The sequence below is a fragment of the Enterobacter cloacae complex sp. 277I4 genome, assembly GCF_050031465.1.
GTDB lineage: Bacteria > Pseudomonadota > Gammaproteobacteria > Enterobacterales > Enterobacteriaceae > Enterobacter > Enterobacter cloacae.
In genome coordinates this window covers 5,102,118-5,126,646 of the sequence record NZ_JBLGWC010000001.1, presented here as the reverse complement: position 1 = coordinate 5,126,646, position 24,529 = coordinate 5,102,118, and the positions used below count along the sequence as shown (strand labels likewise).

Sequence of the window (24,529 nt, the reverse complement as noted above, 5' to 3'; positions counted from 1 at the left end):
GGCGGACTCCACTCGAACAATAAAAGAAAACTATTGAATATTCATGATTGTTGGCGCACATCGACATGACCCAATGAGGGGGATGTGCGAACCGCTATCTGCGGTTATACACGCCATCGTTGAAACAACCTGAACGATATTGTGTTTATGCCCGGCCAGGATCGCTGGATCCCGATCGGGACCGCGGATCATAGCCTAAACTGAGCCAGAGATCTTCTGTTTCTCACAGATTCTTCCCGATTTATCCACAGGAAGATCCGAAACCGGGTAAGTGTAAACGATCCTGGCGGGAGTGCCCCACGATTTAGCCCGCATATTGGAAAATTTAATGAGAACAGACAATTTTTTGCTTAAATGATCTAACGAAGATCCAGGACGATCCTTGCGCTTTGTTGATGAGACCGTATAATCCTCGACCCGGCGCGTGATGCTCTTCTTCCTGCGTCGTCCGTTGCTCATTTTCCACGCGAAATCGTGCGGAAATACGCGGGAAATAAGGAAAGAGAATTGACTCCGGAGTGTACAATTATTACAATCCGGCCTCTTTAATCACCCACGCTGAGGCGTTAGTCGTTCGAATCTCGTTCGGGTATACGCAAAAGTCAGTGAATTTATTCAAGTTTAGGTAGAAATCGCCATGAAACGCACTTTTCAACCGTCTGTACTGAAGCGCAACCGTTCTCACGGCTTCCGTGCTCGTATGGCTACTAAAAATGGTCGTCAGGTTCTGGCACGTCGTCGTGCTAAAGGCCGCGCTCGTCTGACCGTTTCCAAGTAATAAAGCTAACCCCTGAGTGGTTAAGCTAGCATTTCCCAGGGAGTTACGTTTGTTAACTCCCGCTCATTTCACTTTCGTCTTCCAGCAGCCACTACGGGCTGGCACGCCGCAAATCACCATCCTCGGCCGCCAAAATTCGCTGGGGCATCCCCGCATCGGTCTTACTGTCGCCAAGAAAAACGTTAAGCGTGCGCATGAACGCAACCGGATTAAACGTCTGACGCGTGAAAGCTTCCGTTTACGTCAGCACGAACTGCCTTCTATGGATTTCGTGGTGGTGGCGAAAAAAGGGGTTGCCGACCTCGATAACCGTGCTCTCTCGGAAGCGTTGGAAAAATTATGGCGCCGCCACTGTCGCCTGGCTCGCGGGTCCTGATAGCCCTCATTCGGGTCTATCAACGCCTGATTAGTCCGCTACTCGGGCCACACTGCCGTTTCACGCCAACATGCTCAAGCTACGGAATTGAGGCATTGCGCAGGTTTGGAGTGATAAAAGGCAGTTGGTTGACGGTGAAACGCGTATTAAAATGCCACCCTTTACACCCAGGTGGAGACGACCCCGTCCCCCCAGGACCCTTTGATACCAGAGAACACTAACGATGGATTCGCAACGCAATCTTCTTATCATCGCTTTGTTGTTCGTGTCTTTCATGATCTGGCAGGCATGGGAGCAGGATAAAAATCCTCAACCCCAGCAGCAGACCACGCAGACAACGAGCAGCCAGGGGAGTGCCGCCGACCAGGGCGTACCGGCCAGTGGCCAGGGGAAACAGATCACGGTTAAGACCGATGTGCTTGAGCTGACTATCAACACCCGTGGTGGTGATGTTGAGCAGGCGCTGCTGTTGACCTACCCGAAAGAGCTGAAGTCTACCGAGCCTTTCCAGTTACTGGAAACCACGCCAGAGTTTATCTACCAGGCGCAGAGCGGCCTGACCGGTCGTGATGGCCCGGATAACCCGGCTAACGGTGCGCGTCCACTGTACAACGTCGAAAACGACACCTTTGTACTGGCTGATGGCCAGAACGAACTCGTTATTCCGATGACCTACACCGACGCGGCAGGCAACACCTTCACTAAAACCTTCACCCTGAAACGCGGTGAATATGCAGTGAACGTGGGCTACAGCGTACAGAACGCCGGTGCGAAACCGCTTGAAGTATCGACCTTTGGTCAGCTGAAGCAGTCCATCAATCTGCCGTCTCACCGTGACACCGGAAGCAGCAACTTTGCGCTGCATACCTTCCGTGGCGCGGCATACTCCACGCCTGACGCGAAGTATGAGAAATACAAATTCGACACCATTGCCGATAACGAAAACCTGAACGTCAGCTCCAAAGGCGGTTGGGTGGCAATGTTGCAGCAGTATTTCGCAACGGCATGGATCCCAAATAACGACGGTACCAATAACTTCTACACCGCGAATCTGGGCAACGGTATTGCGGCTATCGGCTACAAATCTCAGCCGGTTCTGGTTCAGCCGGGTCAAACCGGTAAGCTGGCAAGCACCCTGTGGGTCGGCCCGGAAATCCAGGACAAAATGGCTGCTGTTGCACCGCACCTGGATCTGACCGTTGACTACGGCTGGTTGTGGTTCATCTCTCAGCCGCTGTTCAAGCTGCTGAAGTTCATCCACAGCTTCCTGGGTAACTGGGGCTTCTCCATCATCGTTATCACCTTCATCGTACGTGGCATCATGTACCCGCTGACCAAAGCGCAGTACACCTCCATGGCGAAGATGCGTATGCTGCAGCCGAAGATTCAGGCAATGCGCGAGCGTCTGGGCGATGACAAACAGCGTCAGAGCCAGGAGATGATGGCCCTGTATAAAGCAGAGAAAGTGAACCCGCTGGGTGGCTGTTTCCCGCTGCTGATTCAGATGCCAATCTTCCTTGCGCTGTACTACATGCTGATGGGTTCCGTTGAGCTGCGCCATGCGCCGTTCGCGCTGTGGATCCATGACCTGTCCGCACAGGACCCGTACTACATCCTGCCGATCCTGATGGGCGTGACGATGTTCTTCATCCAGAAGATGTCTCCGACCACCGTGACCGACCCGATGCAGCAGAAGATCATGACCTTTATGCCGGTCATCTTCACCGTGTTCTTCCTGTGGTTCCCGTCAGGTCTGGTGCTGTACTATATCGTCAGCAACCTGGTGACCATCATCCAGCAGCAGCTGATTTACCGTGGTCTGGAAAAACGTGGCCTGCATAGCCGCGAAAAGAAAAAGTCCTGATTCGGTAAGTTAACGCTAAAATAAGGGCGGTCGATTGACCGCCTTTTTTATTTGTATTGAACGAGAGCAACCATGAGCCATAACGACACTATCGTCGCCCAGGCAACCCCACCGGGACGCGGTGGTGTAGGCATTTTGCGTATCTCCGGCCTGAAGGCGCGCGAGGTCGCTGAAGCGGTGCTGGGTAAACTGCCAAAGCCGCGCTACGCTGATTATCTGCCGTTTAAAGACAGCGACGGTACCCCACTGGACCAGGGCATTGCGCTGTGGTTCCCCGGCCCGAACTCCTTTACTGGTGAAGACGTGCTGGAGCTGCAGGGTCACGGTGGCCCGGTCATCCTCGACCTGCTGTTAAAACGTATTCTGACTCTGCCGGGCCTGCGCATTGCGAAGCCGGGCGAGTTCTCCGAACGTGCCTTCCTCAACGACAAGCTCGACCTGGCGCAAGCCGAGGCGATTGCAGACCTGATCGACGCCAGCTCTGAACAGGCGGCTCGCTCTGCTCTGAACTCGTTGCAGGGCGTGTTTTCCGCACGCGTAAATCACCTTGTGGAAGCACTTACTCACCTCAGGATCTACGTCGAAGCAGCGATTGACTTCCCGGATGAAGAAATCGACTTTCTCTCTGACGGTAAAATTGAAGCCCAGCTCAATGACGTGATGGCCGATCTCGATGCCGTTCGCGCCGAAGCGCGCCAGGGGAGCCTGCTGCGTGAAGGGATGAAGGTGGTCATCGCGGGTCGTCCAAACGCCGGTAAATCGAGCCTGCTGAACGCCCTCGCGGGCCGTGAGGCGGCGATCGTGACCGACATCGCCGGGACCACCCGCGACGTGCTGCGTGAGCATATTCACATCGACGGCATGCCGTTGCATATCATCGACACTGCGGGTCTGCGTGATGCCAGCGACGAAGTGGAGCGTATTGGTATCGAGCGCGCCTGGCAGGAGATTGAGCAGGCCGACCGTGTGCTGTTTATGGTAGATGGCACCACGACCGACGCCGTAGACCCGGCGGAGATCTGGCCGGACTTTATCGCCCGTCTGCCAGCTAAACTGCCGATCACCGTAGTGCGTAACAAAGCAGACGTCACCGGCGAAACGCTGGGCATCAGCGATGTGAATGGTCACTCACTTATCCGTCTGTCGGCCCGCACCGGCGAGGGCGTTGACGACCTGCGTAACCATCTCAAGCAGAGCATGGGCTTTGACACCAGCATGGAAGGCGGCTTCCTGGCGCGGCGTCGCCACCTGCAGGCGCTGGAAGAGGCGGCACGTCACCTTGAGCAGGGCAAAGCGCAGCTGATTGGCGCATGGGCGGGAGAATTGCTGGCGGAAGAGCTGCGCCTGGCGCAGCAGAATCTGAGTGAGATCACCGGGGAGTTCACGTCGGACGATCTGCTGGGGAGGATCTTCTCGAGCTTCTGTATTGGTAAGTGACCCCCGTTACTGAAGGGTGATTTCCCCCAGGAAATCACCCTTGTCCAGTCGATTGCCGTACTCAAAGAGAGCCATCCGGCCGAAAGCTACTGAACCGTTTTTTATTAGCCGGTTATTGAACGCTACCCTGTGCGTGGCGGCGATCCTCACCTATGTAACCGTTTCCCTGGTGCTGCTGATGGAAACCATGGGTTTTAATCGCGAGCAGTATTCCACGATGGTCAGTATGGCGGTCTCGTTCTTGACGCCGTTTGCGCGCAATATGCTGATCGGGATTCTGATTGGCTGTAGCATGCTCTGCATCCCTTTACTTATGGTCCTCCAGCCCTTCACGCAGATCTGGCATAAACGGAACAGCCATAATCCGAAAATCCTCTGGCTACGCGAGACCATCAAGGCGTTATAGGGTGTCAGCGATCCAATTTTCGCCTAAGAAAATGTAAAGTTCGGTCCTCAGCCTTTTCTTACTATCATTTACTGATTAAAACAGGAGTTGAGTTAAGCGATAATGATGTAACCGTTTAACCGACTACGACCATTATCAAGGAGCGAAAAATGGCTACGCACTTTGCAAGAGGGATACTGACAGAAGGTCGTCTCGTATCGGCCAGAATTTCTTCAGCGTGTCACAGTGAAGCGCTCAAACTTCCTGAGCACCGTCGGTCGCGTTTTTTGGCGTCCCGGGCGCTTCTTGCTGAACTGCTGTTTATGCTGTACGGCACCAGTGAGCTGCCGGACATCATCATCCAACCTGAAGGTCGTCCGGTCTTTGCCGACCCGGAGCTGCCGCGTTTCTCCATTGCCTATACGGGCAATATTATTGGCGTGGCACTCACCACCGAAGGCGATTGCGGGCTGGATATGGAGCTTCAGCGCGCGACACGCGGTTTTCACGGCGCCAGCCCGCATGATGATTACCCGCTCTCCAGCAATGAACAGCTATGGGTGCGCAACCAGAACGATCCCACTGAAGCCCGGGCTCAGCTTATCACCTTGCGTCAGAGCATTCGTAAGCTCTGTGGTTGCGCGTCAGACGATGCCAGTCAGCTGCAACTCCTGCCGGGCTCCGGACGCCTGCGCTCCACGCAAGCCGCGCTGGTAGAAGCGCTCAGCGATGTTGAGGATGTACTGATCTGGTCTGTAGCAGTCACACCTGCCATTGAACGGCTGAAAATCTGGGAATTTGACAGTAAACAGGGATGGAGTAGCCTTCCGGATGTGCCCGAACGAGCCAACAAGCCCGCCGCGCGCCTGATGAGATTAACCAGTTTACCGGCAGAAAAAGCATATACCCTTAGCTGATCCGTTCAGGGTCATCATGATGAAACAGGAGTAATCATGTCTGAAACGTTGAAAGTCGTTACATTACTGGGAAGCCTGCGCAAAGGTTCATTTAACGGGATGGTTGCCCGTACGCTGCCACAGTTGGCTCCGGCGGGTATGGAGATTAGCGCCCTGCCGTCCATTGGTGACATTCCCCTTTACGATGCGGACGTGCAGCAGGAAGAAGGCTTTCCGCAGAGCGTCGAAGCGCTGGCTGAGCAGATTCGCCAGGCTGACGGGGTGGTGATTGTGACGCCAGAGTATAACTACTCGGTTCCGGGTGGTCTGAAAAACGCAATTGACTGGCTATCCCGCCTGCCGGAGCAGCCGCTTTCCGGTAAGCCGGTGTTGATTCAGACCAGTTCAATGGGTGCCATTGGTGGTGCGCGCTGCCAGTATCATCTGCGCCAGATCCTGGTATTCCTGGATGCAATGGTCATGAACAAGCCGGAATTTATGGGTGGAGTGATTCAGAATAAAGTCGACCCGCAGACGGGTGAAGTGGTGGATCAGAGCACGCGTGACCATCTCTCTGGCCAGCTGACGGCGTTTGGGGATTATATCAAGAGGGTGAAGGCTTAAGTGAGGTGCGGGCTGATGCCCTCACCCCAGCCCTCTCCCACGGGAGAGGGTGCAAACATGTTTATTTCGCGTCGATAAACACAATCTTCAGCACAAACAGCAGCGCCACAATGATGACGCACGGGCTGAGGTCGCGGAAACGACCAGTGCCAATCTTCATCACGCAGTAAGAGATAAAGCCCAGCGCGATACCTTCAGTAATAGAGAAACTGAACGGCATCATTACCGCGGTAATAAACGCCGGTACCGCTTCGGTTAAATCATCCCACTTCACGCGCGACAGGCTGGAGGTCATCAGTACCCCCACGTAAATCAGCGCACCGGCAGCCGCATACGGTGGAACCATGCCAGCCAGTGGAGAAAGGAAGATCACCAGCAGGAACAGAATACCCACCACTACCGCGGTCAGACCGGTACGGCCCCCTACGGAGACACCGGAAGAAGACTCAATGTAAGCGGTAACAGAAGAGGTTCCGATAAAAGCACCGCTGACAGAGGAGATGCTGTCCACAAACAGCGCCTGCTTCATGCGCGGAAATTTACCTTTCTCATCCGCCAGGCCCGCTTTGTCGGTCACGCCAATCAGCGTGCCGGAGGAGTCAAACAGGTTCACCAGCATAAAGGAGAAAATCACCCCCGCCAGACCCAGATTCAGAGAACCCGCCAGATCAACATGGCCAATAACGGTAGAGACGCTCGGTGGTGCGGAGACAATGCCGTTATAGTGAACGTCACCCAGCATCCAGCCCAGCAGGGTGGTCACTACGATGGATACCAGCACCGCCGCATGAATATTGCGGGAAGCGAGGATCGCGATGATAAAGAAGCCCAGCACGCCCAGCAGCACGTTATGGGAGGTCAGATGGCCTATGCTGACCAGCGTCTCCGGGTTAGCGACGATAACACCGGCATTTTTCAGCCCCATCATACCGATGAACAGACCGATACCGCTGGTGATACCCACGCGCAGGCTGACAGGAATGTTAGCAATCATCCAGTAACGCACGCGGAAAATAGTCAGCAGCAGCAGACCAACCGCGCCCCAGAAGATAGCGCCCATGCCGACTTGCCACGGCAGCCCCATCGCCTGAACCACCACGAACGCAAAGAATGCGTTAAGACCCATCGCCGGGGCCAGTGCGACCGGCAGGTTAGCAAACACGCCCATCAGAATGCTGCCAAGTGCAGCGATCAGGCAGGTAGTCACGAAGACGGCGCTGGTATCCATGCCAGCAACGCCCAGAATTTGTGGGTTAACAAAAACGATATAGACCATCGTCAGGAAGGTGGTAAAACCGGCGATCACTTCGGTGCGTGCCGTTGTGCCGTGCTCGCGCAGTTTAAACACGCGCTCAAGCAGACCCTGACCCGATGTCTGGGTTGTGTGTTGTTGACTCATCATCAATTTCCGAACAAGGAGGGAAAATTCGTCGCTATCCTATACCAAAATGCGACAATAGTGGCGGTTACGAGATACTTTTTTCATTGATTTTGCTTATACGGCAACGATTGCGTCTCGTTGAACTGCAGTACGTAAACGTTAAACTTGTAAAAAGGGAAAGGCATGTCCGGAATTGAAGCGGTATTTTTCGACTGCGACGGTACGCTGGTCGACAGTGAGGTCATTTGTTCCCGCGCGTATGTCGCCATGTTCCAGGAATTTGGTATTACGCTCGATCTCGACGAGGTGTTCAAACGCTTTAAGGGCGTGAAGCTGTACGAGATCATCGACATCATTAACGCCGAACACGGTGTGGATCTGGCAAAAACGGATCTGGAACCGGTGTACCGCGCCGAGGTCGCACGCCTGTTCGATTCTGAGCTGGAGGTCATTGCTGGCGCAAACGCGCTGCTGGATGCCATGACGGTACCGATCTGCGTGGTGTCTAACGGACCGGTCAGCAAAATGCAGCACTCGCTGGGTAAGCTTGAGATGCTGCACCACTTCCCGGAAAAATTGTTCAGCGGCTACGATATTCAACGCTGGAAGCCAGATCCTGCGCTGATGTTCCATGCGGCAAACGCAATGAACGTCAACGTAGAGAACTGTATTCTGGTGGATGACTCGTCCGCGGGCGCGCAGTCGGGCATTGATGCAGGAATGGAAGTGTTTTATTTCTGTGCCGACCCGCACAACAAGCCGATCGATCATCCAAAAGTGACGACCTTTACCGATCTGGCGCAGTTGCCGGAATTGTGGAAGGCGCGCGGGTGGAATATTACACGATAGGTTTTTGTAGGCCCGGTAAGCGCAGCGCCACCGGGCATTTTAACCACCGATTACTCTTTCGGATCTTTACCCGCCAGCAGTTTGTCCAGTTCGTCGCCGCCCACGTGACGGAAGTCCTGACCTTTCACGAAGTAGAAAATGTATTCGCAAATGTTCTGGCAGCGGTCGCCGATACGCTCGATAGAGCGCGCGCAGAACAGGGCGGTCAGTACGCTTGGGATCGTACGTGAATCTTCCATCATGTAGGTCATCAGCTGGCGCACAATGCCTTCATACTCCTGGTCGACTTTCTTGTCTTCACGGTAGATACGTACCGCTTCATCCAGATCCATACGCGCAAAGGCATCCAGCACGTCGTGCAGCATCTGCACCGTGTGGCGGCCCAGCGACTCCAGGCTCACCAGCAGCGGCTGGTGCTGCTGAGAGAATTTCTCCAGCGCGGTGCGGCAGATTTTATCCGCTACGTCACCGATACGTTCCAGCTCGGCGATGGTTTTGATGATGGCCATCACCAGACGCAGGTCGCTCGCCGTCGGCTGACGCTTGGCGATGATGCGCACACACGCTTCGTCAATCGCCACTTCCATCATGTTGACGTTTTTATCGCCTTCGATAACGCGCTTCGCCAGTTCGCTGTCCTGGTTATGCATCGCCGTGATCGCATCAGAAAGCTGTTGCTCGACCATGCCACCCATGGTCATGACCTGAGTGCGAATACTTTCCAGCTCTGCGTTGAACTGGCCGGAAATGTGTTTATTAAGATTGAGATTGTCCATAGCGCGCTCCTGAATCAACCGTAACGACCGGTGATATAGTCTTCTGTTTGCTTTTTAGCGGGCTTGGTGAACAGATCGTCCGTGTTACTGAACTCAATCAACTCGCCCAGGTACATAAATGCCGTGTGGTCGGAGCAACGCGCAGCCTGCTGCATGTTGTGGGTCACGATAACCACGGTGTAATCCTGCTTCAGCTCGGTGATCAGCTCTTCGATACGACCGGTTGAGATCGGGTCCAGCGCTGAACATGGCTCATCCAGCAGCAACACTTCCGGGCGGATCGCGATTCCACGCGCAATGCACAGACGCTGCTGCTGCCCGCCGGAGAGAGAGTAACCGCTCTGGTGCAACTTATCTTTGGTTTCGTTCCATAATGCGGCCTTGGTCAAGGCCCACTGCACGCGCTCGTCCATATCGGCACGGGAGAGCTTTTCAAACAGGCGTACGCCAAACGCGATGTTGTCGTAAATCGACATCGGGAACGGCGTCGGTTTCTGGAAAACCATGCCCACTTTCGCGCGCAGCAGGGCGATATCCTGAGCCTGGGTCAGAATGTTTTCACCGTCCAGGATGATTTCGCCTTCGGCACGCTGCTCTGGATAGAGCGAGTACATTTTGTTAAAGGTGCGCAGCAGCGTGGATTTACCACAGCCGGACGGACCGATGAATGCCGTTACCTGGTTCTTCGCGATATCCAGGTTGATATTCTTCAGGGCATGGAATTTGCCGTAGTAGAAGTTCAAATCACGAACCTGAATCTTACCCGGGGCAGTATCAACCATACTCATTGACTCATTTCCTCATTCGGCGCCGCGAGCTGCCGCGCCGTAAAAATTTAACCGTGTTTCTTCTTCGCGAAAATGACGCGCGCCAGAATGTTCAGCAACAATACGCAAAGGGTGATGATCAGCACCCCGGCCCAGGCCAGCTGCTGCCATTCCGCGAATGGGCTCATCGCAAATTTAAAGATCGTCACCGGCAGGTTGGCGATCGGCTGCATCATGTCCGTGCTCCAGAACTGGTTGGAGAGGGCGGTAAACAGCAGCGGTGCCGTTTCACCCGCGATACGGGCAATGGCCAGCAGAATACCGGTCATGATCCCGGAGACAGAGGCTTTAAGCGTAATCGCGGAGATCATTTTCCACTTTGGTGTACCCAGCGCATACGCCGCTTCACGCAGACTGTCCGGCACCAGTTTGAGCATGTTCTCGGTGGTACGAATGACGATAGGCACCTGCAGCAGCGCCAGCGCAATCACACCCGCCCAGCCGGAGAAGTGTTCCATTTGTGCCACAACAATGGTGTAAACAAACAGACCCACCACAATAGACGGCGCAGAGAGCAGAATGTCGTTAATGAAACGAATCACTTCTGCGAGCCAGGATTTACGGCCATATTCCGCCAGATAGATACCCGCCATGATGCCAAGCGGCGTACCGAATACCGTCGCCCACAGGATCAGCAATCCGCTGCCTGCCAGGGCGTTCGCCAGTCCACCACCCGCCGTGTTCGGCGGAGGCGTCATTTCGGTGAACAGCGCCAGAGACATGCCGTCGATACCGCGAACCACGGTAGAGAAGAGGATCCAGATCAGCCAGAACAGACCGAATGCCATCGTCGCCATCGAGAGCGTCAGCGCGATACGGTTTTTAAAACGACGCTTCGCCTGCATTTTGCGGCGGGATTCCGCAAGCTGAGCAGGGCTTTGCATTTCGAGAGTTGTCATTAGCGTGCCCCCTCATTTTTCGCGAGACGCAGGATCATCAGCTTGGAGATCGCCAGTACGATGAAGGTAATCACGAACAGGATCAGACCCAGCTCCATCAGCGCCGCCACGTGCAGCCCGGATTCCGCTTCGGCGAACTCGTTTGCCAGTGCGGAGGTAATACTGTTGCCCGGCATATAGAGCGAGGCACTGTCGAGCTGGTAGGTGTTACCGATGATAAAGGTCACCGCCATGGTCTCACCCAACGCACGCCCTAAGCCCAGCATCACGCCCCCAATCACCCCATTTTTGGTGAACGGAAGAACGATACGCCAGATCACTTCCCAGGTGGTGCAGCCAATGCCGTAAGCCGACTCTTTCATCATCACCGGGGTTTGTTCGAACACATCGCGCATAACTGCCGCAATGTACGGAATAATCATGATGGCGAGGATCACACCAGCCGCCAGAATACCGATACCGAATGCCGGGCCGGAGAACAGCGCCCCCACAAACGGAATAGCGGAAAGAACATTACCCACCGGCTCCTGGAAATACGTGGCAAACAGTGGCGCAAAGATAAACAGACCCCACATGCCGTACACGATACTTGGAATGGCCGCCAGCAGTTCAATGGCGATACCCAGCGGGCGTCGCAGCCAGCCCGGTGCCAGTTCCGTCAGGAACAGGGCGATACCAAAGCTTACCGGAACTGCAATCAGCAGGGCGATGAACGAGGTGACCAGCGTGCCGTAAATCGGCACCAGCGCACCGTAGATATCATTCGGCGCGTCCCACTCTTTGGTCCACAGGAAGGAGAAACCGAATTTCTGAATGCTCGGCCAGGAGGAGAAAATCAGAGACACGATAATGCCGCCCAGCAGCAATAGCACAATCAGCGCAGCCAGTTTTACCAGCGCGCTGAAAATCATGTCACCTTTTTTACCCGGAGGGTTAAATGCAGGCTTGGTTGCAGCCATAAATTACTCTTCTGTTTGAGACGTTTTACGAATATGCCCGGTGGCGCTGACGCTTACCGGGCCTACAGCGTTAACCGTAGGGCGGGTAAGCGTAGCGCCACCCGCCATCTTCGTTAAATATATCCTGTTAGTACAGCGCTTTACCGCTGCTGTCTTTCACGTTGGTTTTCCATGCAGCACGAATCTGCTCAACCACGCTGTCTGGCAGGCTGGCGTAATCCAGGTCATTAGCCTGTTTGCCGCCGTTTTTGTATGCCCAGTCGAAGAACTTCAGCACTTCTGCACCCTGCTCAGGTTTCTTCTGCTCTTTGTGAACCAGAATGAAGGTGGTAGAGGTGATTGGCCACGCGTCTTCACCTTTCTGGTTAGTCAGGTCCTGAGCGAAGGATTTGCTCCAGTCAGCGCCTTTTGCAGCGTTGGCAAAGTTCTCTTCAGTCGGGCTGACAGGTTTGCCATCAGCAGAAACCAGTTTGGTGTAGGACAGGTTGTTCTGCTTGGCGTACGCATATTCTACGTAACCGATAGAGCCCGGCAGACGCTGTACGAACGCGGCGATACCGTCGTTCCCTTTACCGCCCAGACCGGTTGGCCAGTTAACGGTAGAGCCGGAACCGACTTTAGATTTCCACTCTTCGTTCACCTTCGCCAGGTAGCTGGTGAAGACGAAAGAGGTACCAGAACCATCCGCGCGGCGAACCACGGCGATGTTCTGAGAAGGCAGCTTCAGGCCAGGGTTGAGCTTAGCGATGGCTTCGTCATCCCATTTTTTGATTTTGCCCAGGTAGATATCACCCAGGGTTTTGCCGTCCAGCACCAGCTCACCCGACTTCACGCCCGGCAGGTTGATCGCCAGAACCACACCACCGATTACGGTCGGGAACTGGAACAGGCCTTCCTGAGCCAGTTTGTCATCAGACAGCGGAGCGTCGGATGCGCCGAAATCAACGGTGTTTGCGGTAATTTGTTTCACGCCACCGGAGGAGCCGATACCCTGATAGTTAACCTTGTTACCGGTTTCTTTCTGGTAGGTATCCGCCCATTTGGCATACACCGGCGCAGGGAAGGTTGCACCAGCGCCAGTCAGGCTTGCTTCTGCGAATACAGAGAAAGCGCTCAGAGATAAGGTCGCGGCGACAACAGTTGCGACAGTGGTACGCATAACTTTCATAATGTCTCCTGCAAGGATTTCGTAAATCATTGTTTAAGTGGCTACGATGAGCAAAATAGGACAAACAGGTGACAGATAAATGTACGAATTATGACAGTTTTATGACAATGGAAATTTAGCTTAAAAACCAGCGAAAGATTCCTGATTTATCATCATGTTAGCCACAATCATGACAACAACTTTTCAGAAATATTTTCTTTATGTGACACTGAAAAAAGTAGCTGAAGATGACAGATTGTCATAAATAAAAACGCGAATGCGTTGATTAAAAACAAACCAGGCAGGGTAAAAAAGCTCCACCCGAAGGTGGAGCCTGGAGGGATTATTCTACGGTGACCGATTTCGCCAGGTTACGCGGCTGGTCAACGTCGGTGCCTTTGATCAGCGCAACGTGGTAAGCCAGCAACTGCAGCGGCACGGTGTAGAAGATAGGGGCAATAACCTCTTCTACATGCGGCATCTCGATGATATGCATGTTGTCGCTGCTGGCAAAACCGGCGTCCTTATCAGCGAAGACGTACAGTACACCACCGCGGGCGCGAACTTCTTCAATGTTGGACTTCAGTTTTTCCAGCAGTTCGTTGTTAGGTGCCACAACGATAACCGGCATATCCGCGTCAATCAGCGCCAGCGGGCCGTGTTTTAGCTCGCCTGCCGCGTAGGCTTCAGCGTGGATGTAGGAGATCTCTTTCAGCTTCAGCGCGCCTTCCAGCGCAATAGGGTACTGGTCGCCACGGCCGAGGAACAGGGCGTGGTGCTTGTCAGAGAAATCTTCAGCCAGGGCTTCAATGCGCTTATCCTGAGACAACATCTGCTCAATACGGCTTGGCAGCGCCTGCAGACCATGAACGATGTCATGCTCAACAGAAGCATCCAGCCCTTTCAGACGCGCCAGTTTCGCCACCAGCATCAGCAGAACCGTCAGCTGCGTGGTAAACGCTTTGGTGGAGGCCACGCCGATTTCAGTGCCCGCTTTGGTCATCAGCGCCAAATCGGATTCACGCACCAGCGATGAGCCCGGCACGTTACAGATAGCCAGCGATCCCAGGTAACCCAGCTCTTTAGAGAGACGCAGCGCCGCCAGGGTATCTGCCGTTTCGCCAGACTGAGAAAGGGTGATCATCAGGCTGTTACGGCGCACGGCGGATTTGCGGTAGCGGAATTCAGAGGCGATTTCCACATCGCACGGCACGCCAGCCAGCGACTCAAACCAGTAGCGAGAGACCATCCCGGAGTTGTAGGAGGTACCGCAGGCCACAATCTGAATGTGCTCAACCTTGCTGAGCAGCTCGTTTGCGTTGGCACCCAGTTCGCTCAGGTCCACTTCGCCGTGGCTGATACGACCGGTCAGGGTGTTTTTGATGGCGTTTGGCTGCTCGTAAATCTCTTTCTGCATGTAGTGACGGTAAGCGCCTTTGTCGCCCGCGTCGTACTGCAGATTGGATTCAATTTCAGGGCGTTTCACCTGCTCGCCTTTGGTATCAAATACCGTCACGCTGCGGCGAGTCACTTCTGCGATATCACCCTCTTCCAGGAAGATAAAGCGGCGGGTGGCCGGCAGGAGCGCCAGCTGATCAGAAGCGATAAAGTTTTCGCCCATGCCCATACCGATAACCATTGGACTACCGGAACGCGCCGCCAGCAGGGTGGACGGATCGCGGGAGTCCATGATCACCGTACCGTACGCACCGCGCAGCTGTGGGATTGCGCGCAGCACCGCGTCACGTAGCGTGCCGCCCTGTGCCAGCTCCCAGTGCACCAGGTGCGCAATCACTTCGGTATCGGTTTCAGAAACGAAGATATAGCCGCGCGCTTTCAGTTCTTCGCGCAGCGGTTCGTGGTTTTCGATAATGCCGTTATGCACGACCACGATGTGTTCAGACACATGCGGGTGCGCGTTGCCTTCAGACGGTTCGCCGTGTGTCGCCCAGCGGGTATGCGCAATACCGGTGCCACCGTGCAGCGGGTGTTCTTCCGCGGCCTGGGCCAGCATCTGCACTTTACCGAGGCGACGCAGACGGGTCATATGACCTTCTGCATCCACTACTGCCAGACCGGCAGAGTCGTAGCCACGGTATTCCAGACGACGTAAACCTTCGAGAAGGATTTCAGCAATATCACGCTGCGCAACTGCGCCAACAATTCCACACATAGTTAGATTTCCTGATTATGGCGTTATGCCATGCGTTGTCGCTGACCTGTATTTGCCCTTTCCGGGCACCCCGAGCCTTGTAGAGAGTGGGGTTATTGTTATGGGTACTGCTTGTGGGGGGAGGATTATATTATCCCCTCACCCCGGCCCTCTCCCCAAAGGGGCGAGGGAGAAAAACACCGCACCGAACGATCCCCTCTCCCTTTGGGGAGAGGGTTAGGGTGAGGGGTAAATCCGTTACTTCTTCTTCACAGGGCGTTTCCAGCCCTGCTTGTGCACCTGCGGCACACGGCTTAATACCAGTTCGTTTTCGGCGATATCGCGCGTAACGGTTGTCCCGGCGGCAATCGTTACGCCGTTACCCACGGTAACAGGCGCCACCAGCTGAGTGTCGGAACCAACAAACACATCATCACCGATGATGGTTTTAAACTTATTCGCGCCGTCATAGTTGCAGGTAATCGTTCCTGCGCCAATATTCACGTTGTCGCCAATTTCCGCATCGCCCAGATAGGTCAAATGACCGGCTTTAGAGCCTTTACCCAGACGCGCTTTTTTCATCTCAACGAAGTTTCCAACATGGGAACCTTCCAGCAGCTCAGCCCCCGGGCGCAGACGCGCGAACGGCCCAATAGTGCACGCTGCGTCAAGACGGGCATCTTCCACCACGCTGTATGGGCTAATTTCGCAATCATCACCGATGATGCTGTTTTTAATCACACAGCCCGCACCAATTTTGACGCGGTTACCCAGCGTGACGTTACCTTCCAGGATAACGTTAGTATCAATTTCAACGTCGCGCCCGTGCGTTAACGTTCCACGCAGATCGAAACGCGCCGGATCGCGCAGCATCACGCCGGCCAGCAGCAGTTTTTCGGCCTGTTCGGACTGATAAACACGCTCCAGACGGGAAAGCTGAAGGCGGTTATTCACCCCTTCGGTTTCGCTGATACGCGCCGGGTGAACCGCCGCAATCTCACGCCCTTCCTGGTACGCCATCGCAATGATGTCGGTGATGTAGTATTCACCCTGCGCGTTGTTGTTGTTGAGCTTAGACAGCCAGCGCTTCATGTCCGCGCCGTTAGCCATCAGGATACCGGTGTTGATCTCCTGAATCTGGCGCTGTGCTTCGCTGGCGTCTTTATGTTCAACGATACCCGTGACGTTGCCGTTTTCACGGGTGATGCGGCCGTAGCCGGTCGGATCGTCCAGCACGACGGTTAATAAACCGATACCGCCCTGCGGTTTGGCTTCACGCAGGCGAGTCAGTGTGTCGATGGAGATCAGCGGAACATCGCCGTAGAGCATCAGAATGTCTTCATCATCGGCAAAGAACGGTGCTGCCTGCTGCATTGCGTGGCCGGTTCCCAGCTGTTCAGCCTGAAGCACCCAGTTGAGCTTGTCATCGCTCAGCGACTTTTTAAGCAGATCGCCGCCGTGGCCATAGACCAGGTGAACCTGGCGAGCGCCCAATTCATTTGCTGCATCAATAACATGCTGCACCATTGGCTTTCCTGCCAGTGTATGAAGCACTTTAGGCAGATCGGAATACATGCGGGTACCTTTGCCTGCGGCAAGGATCACCACGCTCATCGCACTGTTTGACATACGCATCCTGACGGTAGTTTGAGTGAGAAGTAAAAACGTTTGGTGCTTAAAATTCTACATCTTTTTCGTCATGAATTAAGGACGAAAAAAAAGCCAGCCTGGTATCCAGACTGGCTTTTGTGCTTTTCAAGCCGGTGTTACATCGCTTTTTTGGTCAACTCGATAACGCGCAGTTTGGCGATCGCTTTGGCCAGCTCCGCAGACGCCTGAGCGTAATCCACGTCACCATGAGAGCTGCTAATGTGCTCTTCAGCCTTACGCTTCGATTCCAGGGCTCGCGCTTCGTCGAGATCCTGGCCACGAATAGCGGTATCGGCCAGAACGGTCACACTGCCAGGCTGCACTTCAAGAATGCCGCCGGACAGATAGATAAACTCTTCGTGACCGAACTGTTTAACGATGCGGATCATACCAGGCTTAATGGCGGTGAGCAGCGGTGCGTGACCCGGGAAGATACCCAGTTCACCTTCACTACCCGTTACCTGGATTTTCTCGACCAGACCAGAGAACATTTGTTGCTCTGCGCTGACGACGTCCAGGTGGTAAGTCATTGCCATATCACCCTCCGATTAAGGCGTTAAAGTTTTTTGGCTTTTTCCACAGCTTCTTCGATGGAACCAACCATGTAGAACGCCTGCTCTGGCAGGTGATCGTATTCGCCTTCCATGATGCCTTTAAAGCCACGGATGGTGTCTTTCAGGGAAACGTATTTACCTGGAGAACCGGTGAATACTTCCGCAACGAAGAACGGCTGGGACAGGAAGCGCTGGATCTTACGCGCACGTGCTACCACCAGTTTGTCTTCTTCAGACAGTTCATCCATACCCAGGATGGCGATGATGTCTTTCAGTTCCTGGTAACGCTGCAGCAGGGACTGTACGCCACGCGCGGTGTCGTAGTGTTCCTGACCAACAACCAGTGGATCCAGCTGACGGCTGGTGGAGTCCAGCGGGTCAACGGCCGGGTAGATACCCAGAGACGCGATCTGACGGCTCAGTACCACGGTTGCATCTAAGTGCGCAAAGGTGGTTGCTGGAGATGGGTCAGTCAAGTCATCCGCAGGTACGTATACCGCCTGAACGGAGGTGATAGAACCGGTTTTGGTAGAGGTGATACGTTCCTGAAGAACACCCATCTCTTCCGCCAGCGTAGGCTGATAACCTACCGCTGAAGGCATACGACCCAGCAGTGCAGATACTTCAGTACCGGCCAGGGTGTAACGGTAGATGTTATCAACGAACAGCAGAACGTCACGGCCTTCGTCACGGAACTTCTCAGCCATCGTCAGACCAGTCAGCGCAACGCGCAGACGGTTTCCTGGTGGCTCGTTCATCTGGCCGTAAACCAGGGATACTTTGTCCAGAACGTTGGAGTCGGTCATTTCGTGGTAGAAGTCGTTACCCTCACGAGTACGTTCACCTACGCCCGCAAATACAGAGTAACCGGAGTGCTCGATCGCGATGTTACGGATCAGCTCCATCATGTTTACGGTTTTACCTACACCCGCACCACCGAACAGACCAACTTTACCGCCCTTCGCAAACGGACACATCAGGTCGATAACTTTGATACCGGTTTCCAGCAGTTCCTGAGAGCTGGACAGCTCTTCGTAGGAAGGTGCCGCGCGGTGGATAGCCCAACGCTCTTCTTCACCGATGTCGCCTTTCATGTCGATTGGCTGACCCAATACGTTCATGATACGACCCAGTGTTGCTTTACCTACCGGGACTTCGATCGGGTGCTCAAGGTCTTTAACTTCCAGACCACGACGCAGACCGTCGGAAGAACCCATCGCGATGGTACGCACGATACCGCCGCCGAGCTGCTGCTGAACTTCCAGCACCAGGCTCTCGTTACCATTCTGTACCTCAAGCGCGTCGTACACGCGTGGTACGGCGTCCTGAGGGAACTCGACGTCCACCACGGCGCCGATTACCTGGACAATCTTTCCAGTAGCCATCTTGAATCCTCTACGTAATTCGTAAACCTGGTTAAACCGCGGCGGCCCCCGAGACGATCTCGGTGAGTTCCTGAGTAATGCTGGCCTGACGAGCTTTGTTGTAAACCAACTGCAGCTCTTTAATCAGGCTGCCGCCATTATCGGTCGCGGCTTTCATCGCCACCATTCGTGCGGCCTGCTCGCTGGCCAGGTTTTCTACAACGCCCTGATAAACCTGAGATTCAACGTAACGACGCAGCAGGGTATCCAGCAGCGGTTTCGGATCGGGTTCATACAGGTAATCCCAGGCTTTCTGTTTCAGCTCGTCATCTTCTGAAGCCGGTAAAGGCAGCATCTGAGTGAGCGTTGGCACCTGAGACATGGTGTTAATAAATTTGTTGCTGACAACGTACAGTCTGTCCAGACGGCCTTCATCATAGGCCTGCAACATCACTTTAACCGGGCCGATCAGTTCGGACAGGGACGGGTTATCACCCATACCGGTCACCTGAGCGACAATGTTGCCACCAACGGAGTTAAAGAAAGAGACGCCCTTAGAGCCGATCAATGCGAGGTCGCACTGAACGCCTTTATCGGACCAGCCTTTCATATCCGCCAGCAGTTTTTTGAACAGGTTAATGTTCAAGCCGCCACACAGACCACGGTCGGTCGACACCACCAGGTAGCCCACGCGCTTAACGTCGCGTTCTTCCAGGTAAGGGTGCTTATATTCCAGATTACCGTTTGCAAGGTGACCAATCACTTTGCGCATGGTTTCTGCATAAGGACGGCTGGCCGCCATGCGATCCTGCGATTTACGCATTTTGGAAGCGGCGACCATCTCCATCGCTTTAGTGATCTTTTGCGTGTTCTGGACGCTTGCGATCTTACTACGTATCTCTTTTGCGCCGGCCATGAGCTTCTCCTCAATGCCAGGCGGCTTGTCCTGAGACAAGCCGCCGGACGATTACCAGGATTGGGTTGCTTTGAAGGAATCGAGGATAGCTTTCAGCTTGCCTTCGATTTCGTCGTTATAGCCACCGGTCTGGTTGATCTCTTGCATCAGCGGAGCGTGATCACGGTCGACGTAAGCCAGCAGAGCGGCTTCAAAGCTACCGATTTTCGCCAGTTCCACATCTTCGAGGTAACCGCGTTCAGCCGCGAACAGTACCAGGCCCTGCTGAGCAACAGACATTGGTGCGTACTGTTTCTGCTTCAGCAGCTCGGTCACTTTCTGACCGTGGCTCAGCTGTTTACGGGTTGCTTCGTCCAGATCGGATGCGAACTGAGAGAACGCAGCCAGTTCACGATACTGTGCCAGCGCGGTACGGATACCACCGGACAGTTTCTTGATGATCTTGGTCTGAGCAGCACCACCTACACGGGATACGGAGATACCCGGGTTAACCGCCGGACGAATACCGGAGTTAAACAGGTTGGTTTCCAGGAAGATCTGACCATCGGTAATGGAGATTACGTTGGTCGGAACGAACGCAGAAACGTCACCCGCCTGGGTTTCAATGATCGGCAGCGCGGTCAGAGAGCCCGTTTTACCCTTCACTTCACCTTTGGTGAAGTTCTCGACGTATTCCGCGTTAACGCGGGAAGCACGCTCCAGCAGACGAGAGTGGAGGTAGAATACGTCGCCAGGGAACGCTTCACGTCCTGGTGGACGACGGAGCAGCAGGGAAACCTGACGATAAGCAACAGCCTGTTTAGACAGGTCATCGTATACGATCAGTGCATCTTCACCGCGGTCACGGAAGTATTCACCCATTGCACAACCGGCGTATGGCGCCAGGTATTGCAGTGCAGCAGATTCAGAAGCGGTAGCCACAACAACGATGGTGTTAGACAGCGCGCCGTGCTCTTCCAGTTTACGAACCACGTTAGAAATGGTGGACGCTTTCTGGCCGATAGCCACGTACACACATTTGATGCCGGAGTCACGCTGGTTGATGATGGCATCGATAGCCATCGCGGTTTTACCGGTCTGACGGTCACCGATAATCAGTTCACGCTGACCACGACCGATTGGGATCATGGCATCAACGGACTTATAACCCGTCTGAACAGGCTGATCTACGGACTGACGGTCGATAACGCCCGGTGCGATAACTTCGATTGGAGAGAAGCCATCGTGCTCAACCGGACCTTTACCGTCGATTGGTGCACCCAGGGTGTTAACAACACGACCCAGCAGGCCACGGCCAACCGGAACTTCCAGAATACGGCCAGTACACTTAACCTTCATGCCTTCGGCGAGGTCAGCGTATGGACCCATCACAACTGCACCTACGGAGTCGCGCTCCAGGTTCAGTGCGATAGCGTAACGGTTACCCGGCAGGGAAATCATCTCACCCTGCATACAATCGGCCAGGCCGTGGATGCGGATAACACCGTCACTTACAGAAACAATAGTACCTTCGTTATGAGCTTCGCTCACAACATTGAACTGAGCAATGCGCTGCTTGATCAGTTCGCTGATTTCGGTGGAATTCAGTTGCATGCTCCAGTCCCCTTAAGACTGCAAGACGTCTGCAAGGCGCTCAAGACGGCCGCGTACGCTGCCATCAATGACCATATCACCCGAGCGGATGATTACGCCTGCCATTACAGACTTATCGATTTTGCAATTCAGCTTAACTTTGCGTGACAGACGTTTTTCCATCGCGGCGGTAATTTTCGCAAGCTGTTCATGACTCAGTTCAGTCGCAGAAGTTACTTCAACTTCAGCAGTAGCTTCACTAAGGGCACGTAAGTGCTCAAACTGCTCGAGAACATCCGGGAGCACACGGAGACGACCATTTTCTGCCATTACCTTAATCAGGTTCTGGCCGTTGGCATCCAGTTGCTCTCCGCACACGGCGATGAACGACGCGGCGAGGGTTTCAGGTGCTAATGCACCAGAAAGCAACTCGGCCATTTGTTCGTTTTTCGTCACCTCAGCGGCAAACGCCAGCATATTCTGCCAGCGATCGACATTTTGGTGTTCGACAGCAAAGTCAAAAGCTGCTTTGGCGTAGGGGCGAGCTACCGTAACAAATTCAGACATCAGCCCCTCCCTCCTTACAGTTCAGCGACAAGTTTGTCCACGATGTCGCTGTTAGCAGCTTCATCCACGGAACGTTCGATGATCTTCTCGGCGCCAGCAACAGCCAGAATCGCAACCTGCTTACGCAGTTCTTCACGAGCACGTTTACGCTCAGCTTCAATTTCAGCCTGAGCCTGTGTCACGATCTTAGTACGTTCCTGTTCTGCTTCAGCTTTGGCTTCGTCCAGGATCTGAGAACGGCGTTTGTTAGCCTGTTCGATGATTACCTGAGCTTCCGCTTTCGCTTTTTTCAGCTGGTCTGTCGCGTTGGCCTGTGCAAGGTCCAAATCTTTCTTTGCACGTTCTGCAGAAGCCAGACCGTCAGCAATTTCTTTCTGACGTTTTTCGATGGCAGCCATTAAAGGCGGCCATACATACTTCATGCAGAACCAGACAAAGATAATAAACGCGATGGCCTGGCCGAGGATTGTTGCGTTCATGTTCACAGCACAATACCTCTTAAATTTCTGTGGCTTGGGGTTTTAAAACAACTACTACGCGACAGCAAACATCACGTACAGACCCAGACCTACAGCGATCATTGGGATAGCATCCACCAGACCCATAACGATAAAGAACTGAGTACGCAGCAGAGGAATCAGATCAGGTTGACGCGCAGCGCCTTCCAGGAATTTGCCCCCGAGGATGCCGATACCGATCGCAGCACCGATAGCCGCCAGACCCATCATCACAGCGGCAGCCATGTACAGCAGATCCATATTCAGGTTTTCCATGACAGTCTCCAGTTTGTTTCAATTAAAACGTAGTAGTGTTGGTAAAAAATCAGTGCTCTTCAGACGCCATCGACAGATAGACGATCGTCAGAACCATGAAGATAAAGGCTTGCAGCGTAATGATCAGGATGTGGAAAATGGCCCACGGCACATTCAGAACCCACTGTGACCACCACGGCAGAAGACCCGCGATCAGAATGAAAATCAGCTCACCCGCATACATGTTGCCGAACAGTCGCAGACCCAGTGAAACAGGTTTGGACAGCAGGCTAACGCCTTCCAGGATCAGGTTGACCGGAATAAACGCCCAGTGGTTGAACGGCTGCAAGGTAAGCTCTTTCACAAAGCCGCTTACGCCTTTCATTTTGATGCTGTAGAAAAGAATCAGGATAAACACGCCCAGCGCCATCGACAGGGTGATGTTCACGTCAGCAGACGGAACCACGCGCAGAGCAGGCAGACCGAAGACATGCTCGCCAATCCACGGCAGGAAATCGATAGGCAGAAGGTCCATCAGGTTCATCAGGAAGACCCACACGAACACGGTCAGTGCCAGTGGCGCAATCAGCTTGCTCTTACCATGGTACATGTCTTTCACGCTGCCATGGACGAAGCCGATGATCATCTCAACGAACGTCTGGAATTTCCCTGGAACACCGCTGGTCGCCTTTTTAGCAACACCGCGGAACATGGCCAGGAACAGAAGACCCAAAACCACCGAGAAGAACATGGAGTCGATGTTGATCGTCCAGAAGGTGGCCGGGGGGTTATGCGGATCCACCAGCGAGAATGTACGCAGGTCCAGCTGAAGGTTATTCAGATGGTGACCTATGTAATCCTGCGGCGTCATATTTTCTGAAGCCATGATGCCTTTTACCCTTTGTTATTGATTACAGCTGGAGCCAGAACTTGTACCACCAGCACCAAAACCCACGTAGCTATCAGCGGCATGAATACCACTTTCAAAACCGCCAGCGCCATCACCAGTAGAGCAAAGGTCAGCAACACCTTACACACTTCGCCGAGGGCGAAGGACCAGGCCACGCGGCCTTTGGCAGGTGTATGCGCCTGATGACGCCAGGCAAAAATCATAAACAACACGTTTGGCAGCACAACCGCCAAACCCCCGCACACGGCGGAGATGCCCCAGAAGGGGTCTTTGAGGCTAAACAGCAGTCCACTTGCTATCACAGCCAGAAACTGAATGAACAGAAGCTTACGAGCAACGTTTCTACTCAAGAGCGACACAGACATCACGTTTTTACTCCTGCTCCCTTCGAGGTATGCCGCGTGTCGTATAAAACGTCCTTTAAGGCTCAGAGTCAAGCATCAAAAAGCGGTCAAATTATACGGTGCGCACCCGTGATTTCAAACATTAAGTAGCGAAAAGGTGAATAAATGTTTAAATATTTTTCCCCGCCGCTATTTTTCAACTTTTGATGAAAGCCCCGACCTTCGAGCAAAACTGCAAACAGCGCGAAAACGTTGACTATAAAGCGTGCACGAGATCACAAAATACACATTTGCGATAAGGTTGTATTTATCAAACTCGTAAATCGCTTAATTTCATCTTTCTGAAATTAAAGATAAAATGTCGCAACTATTTTCAAAACAGCCCCATATACAATAAAAACCTTTTATTGACATTCTTAATAAATATTTAACATTGCATTCTGGTTGCTGCTTTCCACTTTTAGCAGGCTGATATTTTCGTGGTTGATTATCTTCAGGGTGAACAATGGTGAGGAAGTTAACCATTAGAAAACCCTTAGTAAAAACACGG

General features: G+C 53.7%; 26 protein-coding genes and 2 pseudogenes. 10 read left to right on the top strand and 18 right to left on the bottom strand.

Annotation, left to right across the window (positions count from 1 at the left end; all coding sequences use genetic code 11):
* Positions 1-637 precede the first annotated feature (637 nt).
* From rpmH to ACQG19_RS24875, 9 genes and pseudogenes are all read left to right on the top strand, one after another.
* Positions 638-778, top strand: coding sequence for a 50S ribosomal protein L34 (gene rpmH, locus ACQG19_RS24915; RefSeq protein ID WP_000831330.1), 141 nt, complete (start codon positions 638-640; stop codon positions 776-778).
* A gap of 16 nt (positions 779-794) precedes the next feature.
* Positions 795-1,154 (top strand): ribonuclease P protein component, encoded by a 360-nt coding sequence (gene rnpA / locus ACQG19_RS24910; protein WP_028028049.1) that lies wholly within the window; start codon positions 795-797, stop codon positions 1,152-1,154.
* Positions 1,118-1,375, top strand: a complete 258-nt coding sequence (gene yidD, locus ACQG19_RS24905) for a membrane protein insertion efficiency factor YidD (protein ID WP_001307474.1) — start codon at positions 1,118-1,120, stop codon at positions 1,373-1,375. Before rnpA ends, yidD begins: the two co-directional genes overlap by 37 nt.
* A 2-nt stretch (positions 1,376-1,377) precedes the next feature.
* On the top strand, positions 1,378-3,018 hold the full coding sequence (gene yidC, locus ACQG19_RS24900) for a membrane protein insertase YidC (RefSeq protein WP_020685445.1): 1,641 nt from the start codon (positions 1,378-1,380) through the stop codon (positions 3,016-3,018).
* A gap of 72 nt (positions 3,019-3,090) precedes the next feature.
* Positions 3,091-4,455: a tRNA uridine-5-carboxymethylaminomethyl(34) synthesis GTPase MnmE gene (gene mnmE / locus ACQG19_RS24895; protein ID WP_058678965.1), complete on the top strand. Its 1,365-nt coding sequence runs from the start codon at positions 3,091-3,093 to the stop codon at positions 4,453-4,455.
* Between the two features lie 97 nt (positions 4,456-4,552).
* Positions 4,553-4,720: pseudogene (locus ACQG19_RS24890) on the top strand (multidrug transporter subunit MdtL); the annotation flags it as partial.
* 60 nt (positions 4,721-4,780) lie between these two features.
* Positions 4,781-4,861: pseudogene (locus tag ACQG19_RS24885) on the top strand (hypothetical protein); the annotation flags it as partial.
* A gap of 149 nt (positions 4,862-5,010) precedes the next feature.
* Positions 5,011-5,757: a 4'-phosphopantetheinyl transferase family protein gene (locus tag ACQG19_RS24880; protein WP_246932853.1), complete on the top strand. Its 747-nt coding sequence runs from the start codon at positions 5,011-5,013 to the stop codon at positions 5,755-5,757.
* Between the two features lie 36 nt (positions 5,758-5,793).
* Complete coding sequence (locus ACQG19_RS24875) at positions 5,794-6,360, top strand: NADPH-dependent FMN reductase (protein ID WP_013099415.1); 567 nt, start codon at positions 5,794-5,796, stop codon at positions 6,358-6,360.
* A 61-nt stretch (positions 6,361-6,421) separates the two neighbouring features.
* Here the strand turns inward: ACQG19_RS24875 and adeP are convergent, their stop codons facing one another.
* Positions 6,422-7,759, bottom strand: coding sequence for an adenine permease AdeP (gene adeP, locus ACQG19_RS24870; protein ID WP_023621401.1), 1,338 nt, complete (start codon positions 7,757-7,759; stop codon positions 6,422-6,424).
* 165 nt (positions 7,760-7,924) lie between these two features.
* On the opposite strand from adeP, the gene yieH reads away from it, so the two are divergent.
* Positions 7,925-8,590 (top strand): 6-phosphogluconate phosphatase, encoded by a 666-nt coding sequence (gene yieH, locus ACQG19_RS24865; protein WP_013099413.1) that lies wholly within the window; start codon positions 7,925-7,927, stop codon positions 8,588-8,590.
* Between the two features lie 50 nt (positions 8,591-8,640).
* Here yieH and phoU read toward each other — a convergent pair whose 3' ends face one another.
* The 17 genes from phoU to ACQG19_RS24780 form a co-directional block, all read right to left on the bottom strand.
* Positions 8,641-9,366, bottom strand: a complete 726-nt coding sequence (gene phoU / locus ACQG19_RS24860; protein WP_008500182.1) for a phosphate signaling complex protein PhoU — start codon at positions 9,364-9,366, stop codon at positions 8,641-8,643.
* Between the two features lie 14 nt (positions 9,367-9,380).
* Positions 9,381-10,154, bottom strand: coding sequence for a phosphate ABC transporter ATP-binding protein PstB (gene pstB / locus ACQG19_RS24855; RefSeq protein ID WP_008500183.1), 774 nt, complete (start codon positions 10,152-10,154; stop codon positions 9,381-9,383).
* A 47-nt stretch (positions 10,155-10,201) separates the two neighbouring features.
* Positions 10,202-11,092: a phosphate ABC transporter permease PstA gene (pstA, locus tag ACQG19_RS24850; protein ID WP_246932855.1), complete on the bottom strand. Its 891-nt coding sequence runs from the start codon at positions 11,090-11,092 to the stop codon at positions 10,202-10,204.
* Positions 11,092-12,051, bottom strand: coding sequence for a phosphate ABC transporter permease PstC (pstC, locus tag ACQG19_RS24845; RefSeq protein WP_013099411.1), 960 nt, complete (start codon positions 12,049-12,051; stop codon positions 11,092-11,094). The genes pstA and pstC overlap by 1 nt, the downstream gene beginning before the upstream one ends.
* 127 nt (positions 12,052-12,178) lie before the next feature.
* Positions 12,179-13,219: a phosphate ABC transporter substrate-binding protein PstS gene (gene pstS / locus ACQG19_RS24840; RefSeq protein ID WP_013099410.1), complete on the bottom strand. Its 1,041-nt coding sequence runs from the start codon at positions 13,217-13,219 to the stop codon at positions 12,179-12,181.
* A 322-nt stretch (positions 13,220-13,541) separates the two neighbouring features.
* Entirely contained in the window at positions 13,542-15,371 is a 1,830-nt protein-coding gene (gene glmS / locus ACQG19_RS24835) for a glutamine--fructose-6-phosphate transaminase (isomerizing) (protein WP_426725989.1), read from the bottom strand.
* A gap of 237 nt (positions 15,372-15,608) precedes the next feature.
* Positions 15,609-16,979 (bottom strand): bifunctional UDP-N-acetylglucosamine diphosphorylase/glucosamine-1-phosphate N-acetyltransferase GlmU, encoded by a 1,371-nt coding sequence (gene glmU / locus ACQG19_RS24830; RefSeq protein ID WP_013099408.1) that lies wholly within the window; start codon positions 16,977-16,979, stop codon positions 15,609-15,611.
* A gap of 137 nt (positions 16,980-17,116) precedes the next feature.
* Positions 17,117-17,536, bottom strand: coding sequence for a F0F1 ATP synthase subunit epsilon (locus tag ACQG19_RS24825; RefSeq protein WP_006177560.1), 420 nt, complete (start codon positions 17,534-17,536; stop codon positions 17,117-17,119).
* 20 nt (positions 17,537-17,556) lie between these two features.
* Positions 17,557-18,939, bottom strand: a complete 1,383-nt coding sequence (atpD, locus tag ACQG19_RS24820; RefSeq protein WP_003862362.1) for a F0F1 ATP synthase subunit beta — start codon at positions 18,937-18,939, stop codon at positions 17,557-17,559.
* A gap of 31 nt (positions 18,940-18,970) precedes the next feature.
* Positions 18,971-19,834 (bottom strand): F0F1 ATP synthase subunit gamma, encoded by an 864-nt coding sequence (atpG, locus tag ACQG19_RS24815; protein WP_003862364.1) that lies wholly within the window; start codon positions 19,832-19,834, stop codon positions 18,971-18,973.
* Positions 19,835-19,885: 51 nt separating this feature from the next.
* Positions 19,886-21,427, bottom strand: a complete 1,542-nt coding sequence (gene atpA / locus ACQG19_RS24810; RefSeq protein ID WP_003862367.1) for a F0F1 ATP synthase subunit alpha — start codon at positions 21,425-21,427, stop codon at positions 19,886-19,888.
* Between the two features lie 12 nt (positions 21,428-21,439).
* The gene (atpH, locus tag ACQG19_RS24805; protein ID WP_013099407.1) at positions 21,440-21,973 is read right to left on the bottom strand and encodes a F0F1 ATP synthase subunit delta; all 534 of its coding nucleotides are present in this window, start codon (positions 21,971-21,973) and stop codon (positions 21,440-21,442) included.
* A gap of 14 nt (positions 21,974-21,987) precedes the next feature.
* On the bottom strand, positions 21,988-22,458 hold the full coding sequence (gene atpF, locus ACQG19_RS24800) for a F0F1 ATP synthase subunit B (RefSeq protein ID WP_013099406.1): 471 nt from the start codon (positions 22,456-22,458) through the stop codon (positions 21,988-21,990).
* Positions 22,459-22,506: 48 nt separating this feature from the next.
* Positions 22,507-22,746, bottom strand: coding sequence for a F0F1 ATP synthase subunit C (atpE, locus tag ACQG19_RS24795; RefSeq protein WP_000429386.1), 240 nt, complete (start codon positions 22,744-22,746; stop codon positions 22,507-22,509).
* A 49-nt stretch (positions 22,747-22,795) separates the two neighbouring features.
* Positions 22,796-23,611, bottom strand: a complete 816-nt coding sequence (gene atpB, locus ACQG19_RS24790; protein ID WP_013099405.1) for a F0F1 ATP synthase subunit A — start codon at positions 23,609-23,611, stop codon at positions 22,796-22,798.
* Between the two features lie 8 nt (positions 23,612-23,619).
* Positions 23,620-24,000 carry a F0F1 ATP synthase subunit I gene (gene atpI, locus ACQG19_RS24785; RefSeq protein ID WP_008500194.1) on the bottom strand — a complete coding sequence of 127 codons (381 nt, stop codon included), beginning with the start codon at positions 23,998-24,000 and terminating at the stop codon, positions 23,620-23,622.
* A gap of 312 nt (positions 24,001-24,312) precedes the next feature.
* On the bottom strand, positions 24,313-24,504 hold the full coding sequence (locus ACQG19_RS24780) for a hypothetical protein (protein ID WP_146257232.1): 192 nt from the start codon (positions 24,502-24,504) through the stop codon (positions 24,313-24,315).
* Between the last annotated feature and the right edge of the window lie 25 nt (positions 24,505-24,529).

Coding starts and splice junctions, on each gene's coding strand:
- yieH (WP_013099413.1), top strand. CDS start 7,925: ATGTCCGGAATTGAAGCGGTATTTTTCGACTGCGACGGTACGCTGGTC.
- atpE (WP_000429386.1), bottom strand. CDS start 22,746: ATGGAAAACCTGAATATGGATCTGCTGTACATGGCTGCCGCTGTGATG.
- ACQG19_RS24880 (WP_246932853.1), top strand. CDS start 5,011: ATGGCTACGCACTTTGCAAGAGGGATACTGACAGAAGGTCGTCTCGTA.
- ACQG19_RS24825 (WP_006177560.1), bottom strand. CDS start 17,536: ATGGCAATGACTTACCACCTGGACGTCGTCAGCGCAGAGCAACAAATG.
- atpD (WP_003862362.1), bottom strand. CDS start 18,939: ATGGCTACTGGAAAGATTGTCCAGGTAATCGGCGCCGTGGTGGACGTC.
- glmS (WP_426725989.1), bottom strand. CDS start 15,371: ATGTGTGGAATTGTTGGCGCAGTTGCGCAGCGTGATATTGCTGAAATC.
- glmU (WP_013099408.1), bottom strand. CDS start 16,979: ATGTCAAACAGTGCGATGAGCGTGGTGATCCTTGCCGCAGGCAAAGGT.
- atpI (WP_008500194.1), bottom strand. CDS start 24,000: ATGTCTGTGTCGCTCTTGAGTAGAAACGTTGCTCGTAAGCTTCTGTTC.
- yidD (WP_001307474.1), top strand. CDS start 1,118: ATGGCGCCGCCACTGTCGCCTGGCTCGCGGGTCCTGATAGCCCTCATT.
- pstS (WP_013099410.1), bottom strand. CDS start 13,219: ATGAAAGTTATGCGTACCACTGTCGCAACTGTTGTCGCCGCGACCTTA.
- atpA (WP_003862367.1), bottom strand. CDS start 21,427: ATGCAACTGAATTCCACCGAAATCAGCGAACTGATCAAGCAGCGCATT.
- atpG (WP_003862364.1), bottom strand. CDS start 19,834: ATGGCCGGCGCAAAAGAGATACGTAGTAAGATCGCAAGCGTCCAGAAC.
- atpB (WP_013099405.1), bottom strand. CDS start 23,611: ATGGCTTCAGAAAATATGACGCCGCAGGATTACATAGGTCACCATCTG.
- mnmE (WP_058678965.1), top strand. CDS start 3,091: ATGAGCCATAACGACACTATCGTCGCCCAGGCAACCCCACCGGGACGC.
- adeP (WP_023621401.1), bottom strand. CDS start 7,759: ATGAGTCAACAACACACAACCCAGACATCGGGTCAGGGTCTGCTTGAG.
- yidC (WP_020685445.1), top strand. CDS start 1,378: ATGGATTCGCAACGCAATCTTCTTATCATCGCTTTGTTGTTCGTGTCT.
- atpH (WP_013099407.1), bottom strand. CDS start 21,973: ATGTCTGAATTTGTTACGGTAGCTCGCCCCTACGCCAAAGCAGCTTTT.
- phoU (WP_008500182.1), bottom strand. CDS start 9,366: ATGGACAATCTCAATCTTAATAAACACATTTCCGGCCAGTTCAACGCA.
- ACQG19_RS24780 (WP_146257232.1), bottom strand. CDS start 24,504: ATGGTTAACTTCCTCACCATTGTTCACCCTGAAGATAATCAACCACGA.
- ACQG19_RS24875 (WP_013099415.1), top strand. CDS start 5,794: ATGTCTGAAACGTTGAAAGTCGTTACATTACTGGGAAGCCTGCGCAAA.
- pstB (WP_008500183.1), bottom strand. CDS start 10,154: ATGAGTATGGTTGATACTGCCCCGGGTAAGATTCAGGTTCGTGATTTG.
- pstA (WP_246932855.1), bottom strand. CDS start 11,092: ATGACAACTCTCGAAATGCAAAGCCCTGCTCAGCTTGCGGAATCCCGC.
- rpmH (WP_000831330.1), top strand. CDS start 638: ATGAAACGCACTTTTCAACCGTCTGTACTGAAGCGCAACCGTTCTCAC.
- pstC (WP_013099411.1), bottom strand. CDS start 12,051: ATGGCTGCAACCAAGCCTGCATTTAACCCTCCGGGTAAAAAAGGTGAC.